Below are 13,110 nucleotides of genomic sequence, written 5' to 3'. Positions count from 1 at the left end.
CAACCCCATGCAAAGTAGGGGCCCGCCGGCACACGGAACGGCTGGATCAGGCTGCGCGCTTCACTAAGATGCGGTGGACTTCATTTGGAGCCCGCGTCATGTCGCAGCCATTCGACCGATCCGCAGAAGACCTTGGCAACTCCATCCACCTCGAGCACGTCAACGTGCAGGTGCCGGACCAGCGGCCGGCCACGCTGTTCTACATCGCCGGGCTCGGATTGACCCGTGATCCCTATCTGATGGTGTCCGACAGCAACATGTGGGTGAATGTCGGCAGGAGCCAGTTCCATCTGCCGAGCGGCAAGGCGCAGGTGCTGCGCGGCCATACCGCGCTGGTCATCCCCGACCGCAAGGCCCTGCTCGGCCGGCTGACGTCCGTTGCGCCGAAGCTCGATGGCACCGCCTTCGCATTCCGCGAGCACAACGATTATGTCGAGGCGACCTGTCCCTGGGGCAACCGGCTACGCATCTACGAGCCCGATGCCGCGCGCTTCGGACCCATTGCGCTCGGCATTCCCCATGTCGAATTCGAGGTGCCGCCGGGGACCGCGAAGGGCATTGCGGCCTTCTATCCGCAGGTCATGGGCATACCGGCTTCGGTTGCGAACGGCGATGGCACCGTCGCGCGGGTGAAGGTGGGGAAGGAGCAGTATCTGCAATTCCGCGAGACCGATCGGGCGCACCCGGATTTCGACGGCCACCACGTGCAGATCTATATCGCTGATTTTTCCGGCCCTTACCGGCGCCTGCTCGAGCGCGGTCTGATCACGCGCGAGGACAACCAGTATCAGTACCGCTTTTGCGACATCGTCGACCCCGCCGACGGCAGGCGGCTCTTCACCGTCGAACACGAGGTGCGCAGCGCTACGCACCCGATGTACATGCGGCCGCTGGTCAACCGCAATCCGGCGCAGACCAACCGCACCTACGCCCATGGCCATGAACAAACGGCCTGGGCGATGGAGGTGGAACCGTATTGACGAGCAATAAGGGAACCGCGCCAACCGCGGCGGCAGATGGCGGCGGCTCAGGAGACCGCCGCGCTCACCGACGCTTCGTTGCCGGCCGGATCGCGCCCGCGTTGGGTGCGGCGGCGCAAATTACGCCGCGCCCAGATCCAGAGGCCCGTGGTCAGTAACGTCAGGAGCGCAACCGACGTGACGACATTGAGCGTGCCGCCGATCGTTGCCGACCAGTTTCCCTCATGGATCAGTCGTGGCCAGTTGCGGGGCAGCGCTTTCGTGCCGTCAGGCGTCACCGCATAGGCGCGAAGCTCGCCGCCGTCATAGATGCGCGCCATCGTGCCTCTGCCCCGGAGGCGGATCGACATAACGTTTGCGAGGTCGTGGGAATTTGCGACGATCTGCACCGCATCGACCATCGGCATCGGCCGGCCGCTCCCCTGCGCCATGCCACCCTGAAAGGTCAGGCCGAATGCCAGGCACAGGCCGGTCAATGGGCTCGCCAGGACGAGCGGAAGCGTGAACCAGGCCGCCCCCTTGTGCCAGCCGGACAGGGTGTTGCGCAGGCGCGGCAGTCCCATCAGGACGCCGATGCTCATGATTGCGACCAGCGCGATCGTCGATGATGTCACCAGCCAGGATTGCCCAAGCAGCTTTTCGTGCGTGACACGCGCCCACAGGAACAGCCCGGCCACAGCCGAAGGCGTAGCCACCGGCTCCCCGCTTGCGATCGACAGCGTACCGGCGCGTCGAAGCGTCAGGGTCTGCTCTGCGCTGTTGATCGAAATTCCCGTCGTCCTGCCTTCCGGATCATGGCGCTTGATGAGTTCGACAACCCGCGTCGCGTCGACGGATTGTGGCTTGATGCCGGCATGCTGCGCCATCGGCTCGAAGGAGAGAATCGTGCCGGTTACGATCAATGCAAGCAGCGGCAATGCAAAGATCAGCGTGGTCCAGCGGTGCAGCTTCAGAAGAATTGGCTTCGTCATCTGGTCCTCCGGCGCCGGCAGACACTGCACGCCGCCGCATCATGAGACAAATGACGGTTTGTCCATCTGGAAGATTCCGCGTTGACCGGGATCAAGTGCGACTGACGCGGCTTGGCTTGGTGGCCGCACGGTGAAGCTCACGCGGGCTGCGCGTCGCGCGCGCCGACATGCAACAGCTTCGCAATCTCAGGCCGGCAGGCGCCGCAATTGGTTCCGGCCTTCAGCCGCTTGCCGATCGCTTCAACAGAGTCTGCACCCTTGAGCGCTTCCGTGGCGATCTGGTTGCGGCCGACGCCGAAGCAGGCACAGACGACCGGCCCGATATCCTCGCGGGCATCGCTCGGCTGGCCCGCGAGCAGCGACATCCGCGCCGCCGGCGACAGCGGATCCTCCGCAAACAGGCTCGACAGCCAGGAGCGCGAGACCAGCCTGTGGTCGGGCGCGACGAACACGCACCCCTCCAGCGTGCCGTTCCGGACGGCGGCATAGCGATAACGCCCTGCCCCGGGATCGCGATAGGCGATCCATTCGATCTCGTCCTCGACCAGACCGAGTTGCTCGCGCGCCCAGTCGCGCCAGCTATCCGGCCGCTCGTCGAAGGCGAGTTCCATACGGAAGTAACGCTCCAGCCGCCCGCGCACCCAATAGCCGCCGGCCGGCGGCTCGATCTCCCGCCGGCTCAGGATGAAGACATGCCATTTCGGCAAATATGGCTCGGCCCGCACCGGCGTGTGTTTCAGTTCCGGCTGGCCGGAAATCGGATCGGTAGCGGGATTGACCAGCGCGTTGATGCGCGCCTCGCCGGCATATTCGCCGCTCCAGTGCATCGGCACGAACACGCAGCCGCGCCGCTGTTCCGGCATGACGGCGACGCGCGCCACCATCGCGCCATATGCCGACGTCAACCGCACCAGCGCGCCATTGTCGAGTCCCTCGCGGCGTGCGTCCTCGGGATGGAATTCGGCGCAGGGTTCGAACGTGTGCAGCATCAGCCGCGGCGACCGCGCAGTGCGCGTCATGGTGTGCCAGTGGTCGCGGATGCGGCCGGTGTTGAGCGCCAGCGGATAGTCGCGGCTGGTCGCATTCTTCGGCGCACGCGGCGCGACCGGCACGAAGCGCGCACGGCGGTCCGGCGTGAAGAACCCGCCGGCTTCGAACAGCCGCGGCGCACCGGTCGGAAACTCAGGCGTCACCGGCCACTGCACGGGCGCCAGCGCGTCATAGGCACGGTCCTGGATGGTTGCGAGCGCCGAGATGTCGAAGTCGCGGCTGCCTTCGTTCTCGAAGCCGGAGAGCCTGGCGTGCTCGCGGAAGATCTCCGCGACGTTGGCGTAATCGAAGCCGGAAAATCCCATCCGCTGCGCGACGTCGCAGATGATCTTCCAGTCCGCGCGCGCCGCGCCGGGCGCCGGCAGGAACGGACGCTGGCGCGAGATGCGCCGTTCGGAATTGGTGACGGTGCCGTCCTTCTCGCCCCAGGTCAGCGCCGGCAGCAGCACGCGGGCGTGCCGCGTGGTCTCGGTATAGCGCAGCGCATCCGACACCACGACGAGATCGCAGGCATCGAGCGCGGCGCGCGCGCGGTCGGCATCGGGCAGGCTCACCAGCGGATTGGTCGACATGATCCAGACCGCCTTGATGCGGCCGTCCGCGATCGCGTCGAACATGTCGACCGCCTTGAGCCCCGCCTTCGCGGCGACAACAGGCGACTGCCAGAAGCGCTGCACGATGTCGCGGTGAACCGGGTTGTCGATTTCCATGTGGGCGGCGAGCTGGTTGGCGAGCCCGCCGACCTCGCGTCCGCCCATCGCGTTGGGCTGGCCGGTGAGCGAGAACGGCCCCATGCCCGGATGGCCGATCCGGCCGGTGAAGAGATGGCAGTTGATGATGGCGTTGACCTTGTCGACGCCGCTGGAGGACTGGTTGATGCCCTGCGAATAGAGCGTGACCGTGCGCTCGGTCCTGATGAACCAGTCGAAGAAGCGTTCGACCGCGCCCTCGGCAAGTCCGCATATCTCCGCAGTCTCTGCCACCGTCTGCTCGCCGGCCGAAGCCAGGGCCGCGTCCATGCCCGAGGTGAAAGCGCGCACGAACGTGCCGTCGATGGCGTTGGCGCGCTTCAGCGCCGCCAGCAGGCCGTTGAACAGCACCGCATCGCTGCCGGGACGCAGCGGTAGATGCAGGTCGGCGCCTTCGCAGGTCGCGGTGCGGCGCGGGTCGATCACCACGACGCGGCAGGCCGGATTCTTCTCCTTCGCCGCCACCATGCGCTGGTACAGCACGGGATGGCACCAGGCCGCGTTGGAGCCGACCAGGATCAGGAGATCGGCCAGCTCCAGATCCTCATAACAGCCCGGCACCGTGTCGCTGCCGAACGCCCGCTTGTGGCCGGCGACGCTGGAGGCCATGCACAGCCGCGAATTGGTGTCGATATTGGCGGTGCCGACAAAACCCTTCGCGAGCTTGTTGACGACGTAATAATCTTCGGTCAGCAGCTGCCCGGAGACGTAGAAGGCAACCGAATCCGGTCCGTGCTCGCGGATGGTCCTGGCAAAGCCTTCCGCGACCAGATCGAGCGCGGCATCCCAGCTCGTCTCCTGCCCGTCGACGACGGGCGCAAGCAACCGCCCGTCGAGATCGACGGTATCGGCCAGGGCCGAACCTTTCGAGCACAGCCGGCCGAAATTGGCGGGATGCGTGGGATCGCCGGTGACGCTGACGTTGCCTTCCCTGTCCCGGCCGGCGATCACGCCGCAGCCGACACCGCAATAGGGGCACGAGGTCTTGACCGGCATATCCCCTCACCCGGTCAGGCGGCAGCGGTCTGGCGAACCGACAGCCACACGATGCCGTTCTCCACCTTGGCCGGATGGGAATGCGTGCAGCCCTCGTCGGGTGCGACCGCCTGGCCGCTTTCGAGCTCGATGACGAAGTTGTGCAACGGACAGGTCACGCGCTTGTTGTGCACGATGCCCTGCGACAGCGGCCCGCCCTTGTGCGGGCAGCGGTCGTCGAGCGCGAACACCTCGTCACTCTCGGTGCGGAACACCGCGATGTTGCCGCCTGCCGTGCGTACCACGCGCGAGCCGAGGCGCGGAATGTCCTTCAGTGCGCCGATTTCGATCCAGTTGCTCATGCGGGCTCCATTTCGGCCAGTTCGGCCATCGGCTTGAACTCGTTGCTGTCGACGCCGCGTCGCGCACGTGCCGCCCACGGGTCGTCCTGCGCGAATTGCTGCGAATAGGCAAAGCGGTCATAAAGCGCCTTGCGGTTGGCGAGATCGTCGACGACGGCTTTGCGGATCTGATCGAGCCCGACGCGGTCGCACCATTTGTACATGCGCTCCAGGTACCAGCCCTGCTCGCGGTAGAGCTGGGTCAGCGCGCCGATGACCGCGATCGTCTCCTCCTCGGTCGCGACCTTGCAGAGGTACTCGGTGCCCTTGATATGCAGGCCGGCAGCGCCGGCGAAATGGATCTCGTAGCCGGAGTCGACGCAGACAACGCCGACGTCCTTGCAGGTCGCCTCCGCGCAGTTGCGCGGGCAGCCGGAGACGGCGAGCTTCACCTTGGCCGGCGTCCACGAGCCCCACATGAACTTCTCGATCTTGACGCCGAGCCCGGTGGAATCCTGGGTGCCGAACCGGCACCATTCGGAACCGACGCAGGTTTTCACCGTGCGCAGGCCCTTGGCATAGGCGTGGCCGGAGACCAGGCCGGCGTCGTTGAGATCGGCCCACACCGCCGGCAAATCCTCCTTCTTGACGCCGAGCAGGTCGATGCGCTGGCCGCCGGTGACCTTCACCGTCGGAATGCTGAACTTGTCGGCGACGTCGGCAATGGCGCGAAGCTCGTTCGGCGTGGTTACCCCACCCCACATCCGCGGCACCACGGAGTACGTGCCGTCCTTCTGGATGTTGGCATGGACGCGCTCGTTGATATAACGCGACTGCTGGTCGTCCTTGTATTCGCCAGGCCAGGTCGAGAGCAGATAGTAGTTCAGCGCCGGGCGGCAGGAGTGGCAGCCGTTCGGCGTCTTCCACTCCATGAACTTCATGACTTCGGGAATGGTCTTCAGCGACTGCTCGACGATGACGCGGCGGACGTCGTCATGGCTGTGATCGGTGCATTTGCAGAGCGGCTTGACCTTCGGCGCGGCGGAATAGTCGCCGCCGAGGGTGAAGGCCAGCACCTGCTCGACGAGGCCGGTGCAGGAGCCGCAGGACGAGGACGCCTTGGTATGGGCGCGCACGTCGTCCAGCGTGAACAACTTCTTCTCGGCGATCGCCTTGACGATGGTGCCCTTGCAGACGCCGTTGCAGCCGCAGATTTCCGTGGCATCGCTCATGGCGGCGACCGAATTCTGGCCGGCATGGCCGCCATCGCCGAGATTGGCGGCGCCGAACACCAGCCGCTCGCGCATCGCCGAGACATCGGTGCCGTCGCGCAGATGCTGGAAATACCAAGGGCCGTCGACGGTGTCGCCATAGAGCACGGCGCCGACGATCTTCTTGTCTTTCAGGATGATGCGCTTGTAGACGCCGCGGTTGGCGTCCTGCAGCACGATCTCCTCCTTGTCCGGACCGGGCGCGAAATCGCCGGCCGAGAACAGGTCGATGCCGGTCACCTTCAGCTTGGTGGACGTGACCGAGCCGTCATAGGTGGCAAAGCCCTTCATCGCGAGATGGTTGGCGCAGACCTTGGCCTGGTCGAACAGCGGCGCCACCAGCCCGTAGCACTGGCGGCGGTGCTGCACGCATTCGCCGACCGCATAGATGCGGCCGTCATAGGTCTGCATGGTGTCGGAGACCACGATGCCGCGCTCGCAATAGAGGCCCGCCTTCTTGGCCAGATCGATATTGGGCTTGATGCCGACCGCCATCACGACAATGTCGGCGGGCAGCTCGGTGCCGTCCTTGAAGCGCACGCCGGTGACGTGATCCTCGCCGAGGATCGCTTCGGTCTGCGCCGGCATCTTGAACACCAGGCCGCGCTCTTCCAGCGACTTGCGCAGGAGACCACCGGCCACCGCATCGAGCTGGCGCTCCATCAGCGTGTCCAGCAGATGCACGACGGTGACGTTCATGCCGCGCTTCATCAGGCCGTTGGCGGCTTCGAGGCCGAGCAGGCCGCCACCGATCACCACGGCGTTGCGGCGGGAAGTCGAGGCCGCAACCATGTGCTCGACGTCCTGGATGTCGCGGAAGCCGATGACGCCCTTCAGCTTGTTGCCGGGGATCGGCAGCACGATCGGGTTGGAGCCGGTGGCGATCAGCAGGCGGTCGTAGGGAACGCGCGCACCATCTGACGTGACGACCTCGCAGGAGCGGCGGTCGATCATCGTGATGGTTTCGCCCTTGCGCAGCGTGATGCCGTTGTCTTCGTACCACTGCTCGGTGTTGAGCATGATGTCGTCGACGGTCTTCTCGCCGGCCAGCACGGGCGAGAGCAGAATGCGGTTGTAGTTGCCGTAGGGCTCGGCGCCGAACACGGTGATTTCGTAGAGATCGGGCGCGCGCTCCAGCAGCGTCTCGACGGTGCGGATGCCGGCCATGCCGTTACCGATCACCACCAGTTTCTGCTTCGCTAGTCTCTCGAGCATGGTCTGCCTTTCAAATTCCGACGGCTCCGCGCGACGACGCTGTCGTCGCACCGGTGACGAGTTGCATTCAGATGTTGTGAAGCCCGTCCGCGGGCGAAGGGAGCGTCGGCAGTGACGATCTCTGGACCCAAATATTCAAAAGCCGTGCCAGTCCTGCGGCAACAATTTTATCAGTTAAATCAATATCTTGCAGAATAGCCGTAGAATCACTGCCGGAACGCCTTTGGAAGCACCGCACAAAATTTCGCCCCGCCCGACCATCTCTTGTGCAGTCTGCGCGCACGCCTGCGCGTTAACCGAAATTAACCGCGCGAGCGCTGCGCGTGCTCCGCACGCAATGCCGCGCTCAAAAAAGCACCACGCTGCGCATTTCAGTGGCGCGACTTGCCGATGCGCCGCGCAATGCGTGCGCCTTGGGCATCGCATGCCGCCTGCAACGCCTTGCGACCATTGAAAAAGCACAGTGCTCAATGATGTGGCACGGCTCTTGCTAACTTCTGCACGACCGAGAGCGCCTCAAAGACGAGCCGACTCTCCTAATCATCAAAATCGATCCATCTGTGCTGTTCACTGTGCCATGCATAGTGGCGGCCAAGACGCGAGGCTGCCTGCAATGAAGTTTGCCGAGTTCAAGAAGGCGGGCCACTGGCCGACGCTGCTGGCTGCGTTCCTGTACTTCGACATCAGTTTCATGGCCTGGGTCGCGCTCGGTCCGCTGATGATCTACATCGCGCGCGACATGAATCTTGCCGTCAACGAGAAGTTCACCCTCGTTGCGATCCCGGTACTGGCCGGCGCGGTGCTGCGCGTGCCCATGGGCATCCTCGCCGATCTGATCGGCGCCAAGCGCACCGGCATCATCGCGCAAGCGCTCGTCATCGTCGCCACCGCCTGGGTCTGGTACTTCGGCCTTCCGACCAAGGATGCGATCATCGTGTTCGGCCTCGTGCTCGGCATCGGCGGGGCGTCCTTTGCCGTGGCGCTGCCGCAGGCGAGCCGCTGGTATCCGCCGCAATATCAGGGCATCGTCATGGGCATTGCAGGTGCCGGCAACATGGGCGTGGTCATCGACACGCTGCTCGCGCCCGTCATCGCCGAGACCTGGGGTTGGCAGGCCGTGTTTGCCGCGCTGCTCGTTCCGATGGTCATCATCCTTGCCTTTTATATCGGCGCCGCCAAGGACGCGCCGGGCGAACGCAAGCCGGTGTCGCTTGCCGCCTATGGCGCGCTGCTGCGCGACCCCGACAGCCGCTGGTTCTGTTTCTTCTACTTCATCACCTTCGGCGGCTTCGTCGGGCTCGCCAACGCGCTGCCGCTGTATTTCACGGTGCAGTATCACGTCTCCGGCGTCGCCGCCGGCCTCCTGGTCGCGCTGATCGTCGCCTTCGGCTCCGGCTTCCGGCCCGTCGGCGGCTTCATCGCCGACCGCATCGGCGGCATCCGCTCGCTCTCGATCCTGTTTGCCGTGGTGGTGGCGGCCTATGCCGTCATCGCCTTCATGCCGGAGGGACCGGCCTCGCCCGTACAGGGCGGCTGGTCGCTCACATCGATGCCGAAGATCGCCTGGGTCTCGGTGCTCCTGTTCTCGATCGGCGTGCTCGCGCTCGGCATGGGCAACGGCGCCGTGTTCCAGCTCATCCCGCTGCGCTTCCGCAACGAGATCGGCCTGATGACGGGCCTCGTCGGCTGCGCCGGCGGCATCGGCGGCTTCTTCCTGGCGCAGACGCTCGGCCTTGCGAAGGGATGGACCGGCGGATTCGGCGCGGGCTTCCTGTTCTTCGCCGTGCTGGCATTGCTTGGCTTCGTCGGACTTGCCATGGTCAAGGTCCGGTGGCGCACCACATGGGGAGCGGTCTCGGGAGCGCGGGTCTGACGCCCGCGCCGGGACCGGACAGGCCTTGCAGCAGATAACGATCGGTTCGCAGCGCAATCTCGGGGTTCGCGTCGGCTTCGTCAGCGAGACCGGCAAACGCCCCGCCAACGAAGATTATGTCGGCGCCTGCCTCGGCCAGGCGAGGCTGAGCAACCGCGACGTCGTCGCCGCCGTTGCCGACGGCGTCGGCGGCTACCGCGGCGGGCGCGAGGCTGCCGAGATCGCGGTGCGCTGTTTCATCGACGCCTATTATTCCCTGCCGGAGACGATGGGCGTGCGCCGCCGCGCCGCGCGCGCGCTGGAGGCCGCCAACAGCTGGATTTACGCGCAAGGCCACAACGACGAGCAGCTCGCCGGCATGAGCTGCGCGTTCTCCTCCGCGATCCTGTCGCGCCGCCTCTGCCATGTCATCCACATCGGCGACACCCGGGTCTACCGCCTCAGCGAAGGCCGGCTGGAGCGGCTGACCAAGGACCACATCGCCGGCCGCGGCGACCTTGCCCATGCGCTCAACCGCGCCATCGGTTTCGAGGATTTCGCCCGCTTCGACTACACGACCATCGGCTTGCGGCAGCACGACCGCATCCTGATCTGCAGCGACGGCGTGCACGGCTGGCTTTCCGACCACCGCCTGCAGGCCCTGCTCGGGGAGCGCACCTCGCCGGACGATTCCGCGCGCGCTTTGGTCGATGCGGCGCTCGATGCCGGCAGCAGCGACAACATGACGGCGCTGGTGCTCGACGTGCTCGACCTGCCGCCCGCCGACCGCGACGAGCTCACCCATTCGATCGCCACACTGCCGATCCTGGAATTGCCCTCGACCGGCGACGTGGTCGACGATTTTGCGCTCGGCGACGTGCTGTCCGACGGGCGCTACAGCCGCTTGTTCAAGGCAGTCGACCGCCGCCAGGGCCGGGACGTCGTGCTGAAATTCCCGCATCCGCGCGTGGCGAGCGAGGGCTCCTACCGCCTCGCCTTCGTCCGCGAAGCCTGGGTTGCCGCGCGCGTGCGCAGCCTGTGGATCGGCGAGATCATCGACGTGCCGGACGAGCGCCAGACCAGGCTTTATTCGGTGATGCCGTTCTACGAGGGCGAGACGCTGGAGCAGCGCCTCAAGCGCCCGCCGCAGCTGTCGCTCTCCGAAGGCACGAGCATCGCCACAAAACTTTCGCGCGCGGTGGCGACGCTGCACCGCGCCGGCATCATCCATCGCGACATCAAGCCGGACAACGTCATCCTGCTCGGGAACGGCGGACTGCGGCTGGTCGATCTCGGCGTGGCGCGCGTGCCGCTGCTCGAGGACTTTCCGGCCGAGGACATCCCGGGCACCGCGAGCTACATGGCGCCCGAACTGTTCGCAGGCCAAGCCGGCGACGAATTCTCCGATCTCTTTGCGCTCGGCGTCACGGTCTACCGCATGTTCGCCGCCGCCTATCCCTTCGGCGAGATCGAGCCGTTCTCGCGGCCGCGCTTCGGCAAGCCCGCGCCGCTGTCGCGCTACCGCCCCGACCTGCCGGCGTGGCTCGATGCCGTGATCGGCAAGGCGCTCGCGGTCGATCGCACCCAGCGCTTCGGCGACGTCATCGAATTCGCCCACGAACTGGAAAACGGCGCGACGTGGGCAAAGCCGGCAGCCAGCAACAGGCCCGCGCTCTACGACCGCAACCCGCTGCTGTTCTGGAAGCTGCTTTCCGCGGGCCTGATCGTGCTCGTCATCGTGCTGCTGGCGTGGCGATGACGGCTTTGCTCTGGCGGGGGCTGCCCATCGCTGCCAGCCGGAGTTGCATCGGCGATGCCAGCCGTCCCCCGCCGGAAGGCGGGATTGACTAGTATCGAACGCCCCTCCCATAATCCCCTGACATTGCGCATGTGCGGCAACGCACCAATGAAGCACGCGAATGATCGCGATCATTCGCTGACAATAAAGTGCACTGCGGGGTAACGGGCTTGTCGGCATCGCGACGTCCCATGTTCGGCGAGCAGCAGCGCTTCATGCTGCTCCTCATCGCTCCGGCAGCGCTGCTGATGCTGCTGTTCCAGGTGCTGCCGATCGTCATCGGCGCCAATGCCAGCTTTCGCGACTGGGCGCTCTACAATCCCAAGAAGACCTGGGTCGGCCTTGCGCATTATCACTCCGTGATCACGGATCCGGCGTTCCTCTACGTCGTGCTGCCCAACACCTTCATCTTCATGGTCGTCAGCGTGCTCGGCGCGCTGGTGACCGGGCTGGCCCTGGCGCTGCTGCTCAACCGCCCCTTCCCCGCGCAAAAGATCGTGCAGACCATCCTGCTGGTGCCGCTGATGGTGGCGCCGGTGGTTGCCGCGATCATGATCCGCTGGATCTTCAACGACCAGTTCGGCATTGCCAATGTGGTGCTGGAAGCAATCGGCCTCGACGGCCAGCCCTGGCTGGTGCAGCGCTGGAGCGCCTTTTCCATCATCGTGCTGACCGACATCTGGCTGTGGACGCCCTGGTTCACGCTGTTGCTGCTCGCCGGCTTGCAAAGCCTGCCCAGGGAACCCTTCGAGGCCGCCGCCATCGACGGCACTTCGGCCTGGCGCGTGTTCCGCTATCTCACGCTGCCGATGCTGCGGCCGGTGATCGTCGTCTGCGTGGTGATCCGCGCCATCGACGCCTTCCGCACCTTCGACATCGTCTGGACGCTGACCGGCGGCGGCCCCGGTCGTTCGACCGAGTTGTTCAGCCTCTATGCCTATGTGCTCGCCTTCCTCAATCTCGATCTCGGCCGCGGCTCGGCGGCGGCCATCGTCGGCGGGCTGATCATCCTCGTGCTCGGCGTGGTGATGTACCGCCTCGTCGACCGCATCGCGAGGGCGTAAGTCCATGCCGATGGTGACGCGCCCCGAATTCTTGCCCGGCCTGCCGAACTGGAGCCGCAGGACTTTCCTTGCGCTCGCGCTTGCCGCGATCTGCTTTGCCTTCGCCTTTCCGGTGCTGTGGCTGATCCTCACCTCGCTGCGGCCGGAATCCGGCGTCTACTACGTCCATCGCGGCACCGAATTCACCCTCGGCAATTTCAAGGACGTGCTGGGGCAAGAGCGCATCGTCGAAGCCTTCATCAACAGCGCCGTGATCTCGACGCTGGCGACCGTCTTTTCGCTGCTGGTGACGGTGTCGAGCGGCTACATGCTGTCGCGCTTCACCGGACCGGCGTCGCGCATCTGGTTCGGCACCATCTACGTATTCCGCTGCGTGCCCTATATCTCCTGGGTGCTGCCGCTCTACTTCGTGGTGCAGAGCTGGGGCATCTACGACACCTATGTCGGGCTGCTGCTGCCGCACATCGCCGTGCACATCTGCTTCTTCTCGTGGCTGATGAAGGGCTTTTTCGACGGCATCGATCCCTCGATGGAATATGCCGCCATGATCGACGGCTGCAGCCGCTGGGGCGCCTTCATCCGCGTCGCCATCCCCTCCGCGCTGCCCGCGATCTCGGCGCTCGCTGTGCTGTGCTGGCTGTTCACCTGGAACGAATTCCTGTTCGCGCTGATCCTGACCGGCAACCGCGTGCCCGTGATCACGGTCGTGATGGCGCAGTTCGTCACCGAAATGGGACTGCACTGGAACCTGATGGCGGCGACCGCCGTGATGGCGCTGCTGCCGGCCTTCCTGGTCGCGCTGTTCGGCCAGAAATACGTGATCCGGGGTTTGCGTATCTGACCA

The 13,110-nt window shown here is 65.5% G+C and carries 9 protein-coding genes; 5 read left to right on the top strand and 4 right to left on the bottom strand.

Annotation, left to right across the window (positions count from 1 at the left end; translation table 11 throughout):
• Positions 1-98: 98 nt before the first annotated feature.
• Positions 99-980 carry a hypothetical protein gene (locus HZB49_RS04835; protein ID WP_291609371.1) on the top strand — a complete coding sequence of 294 codons (882 nt, stop codon included), beginning with the start codon at positions 99-101 and terminating at the stop codon, positions 978-980.
• Between the two features lie 47 nt (positions 981-1,027).
• Here HZB49_RS04835 and HZB49_RS04830 read toward each other — a convergent pair whose 3' ends face one another.
• The 4 genes from HZB49_RS04830 to nirB form a co-directional block, all read right to left on the bottom strand.
• Positions 1,028-1,951 carry a PepSY-associated TM helix domain-containing protein gene (locus tag HZB49_RS04830; RefSeq protein WP_291609370.1) on the bottom strand — a complete coding sequence of 308 codons (924 nt, stop codon included), beginning with the start codon at positions 1,949-1,951 and terminating at the stop codon, positions 1,028-1,030.
• A 137-nt stretch (positions 1,952-2,088) separates the two neighbouring features.
• On the bottom strand, positions 2,089-4,746 hold the full coding sequence (locus HZB49_RS04825) for a nitrate reductase (RefSeq protein WP_291609369.1): 2,658 nt from the start codon (positions 4,744-4,746) through the stop codon (positions 2,089-2,091).
• Positions 4,747-4,760: 14 nt separating this feature from the next.
• The gene (nirD, locus tag HZB49_RS04820; RefSeq protein ID WP_291609368.1) at positions 4,761-5,087 is read right to left on the bottom strand and encodes a nitrite reductase small subunit NirD; all 327 of its coding nucleotides are present in this window, start codon (positions 5,085-5,087) and stop codon (positions 4,761-4,763) included.
• Positions 5,084-7,552, bottom strand: a complete 2,469-nt coding sequence (gene nirB, locus HZB49_RS04815; RefSeq protein WP_291609367.1) for a nitrite reductase large subunit NirB — start codon at positions 7,550-7,552, stop codon at positions 5,084-5,086. The genes nirD and nirB overlap by 4 nt, the downstream gene beginning before the upstream one ends.
• 613 nt (positions 7,553-8,165) lie before the next feature.
• Here nirB and HZB49_RS04810 point away from each other — a divergent pair.
• From HZB49_RS04810 to HZB49_RS04795, 4 genes are all read left to right on the top strand, one after another.
• Entirely contained in the window at positions 8,166-9,425 is a 1,260-nt protein-coding gene (locus HZB49_RS04810) for an MFS transporter (RefSeq protein WP_291609366.1), read from the top strand.
• Positions 9,426-9,450: 25 nt separating this feature from the next.
• On the top strand, positions 9,451-11,163 hold the full coding sequence (locus HZB49_RS04805) for a bifunctional protein-serine/threonine kinase/phosphatase (RefSeq protein WP_291609365.1): 1,713 nt from the start codon (positions 9,451-9,453) through the stop codon (positions 11,161-11,163).
• 209 nt (positions 11,164-11,372) lie between these two features.
• Positions 11,373-12,266 carry a sugar ABC transporter permease gene (locus HZB49_RS04800; RefSeq protein ID WP_291609364.1) on the top strand — a complete coding sequence of 298 codons (894 nt, stop codon included), beginning with the start codon at positions 11,373-11,375 and terminating at the stop codon, positions 12,264-12,266.
• Positions 12,267-12,270: 4 nt separating this feature from the next.
• Positions 12,271-13,107 (top strand): carbohydrate ABC transporter permease, encoded by an 837-nt coding sequence (locus tag HZB49_RS04795; protein WP_291609363.1) that lies wholly within the window; start codon positions 12,271-12,273, stop codon positions 13,105-13,107.
• Positions 13,108-13,110 lie beyond the last annotated feature (3 nt).

Origin of the sequence: Bradyrhizobium sp. (genome assembly GCF_016219575.1) — a bacterium.
In the GTDB taxonomy this organism is placed as follows: Bacteria; Pseudomonadota; Alphaproteobacteria; order Rhizobiales; family Xanthobacteraceae; genus Bradyrhizobium.
This window is presented reverse-complemented; position numbering and strand designations above follow the sequence as displayed.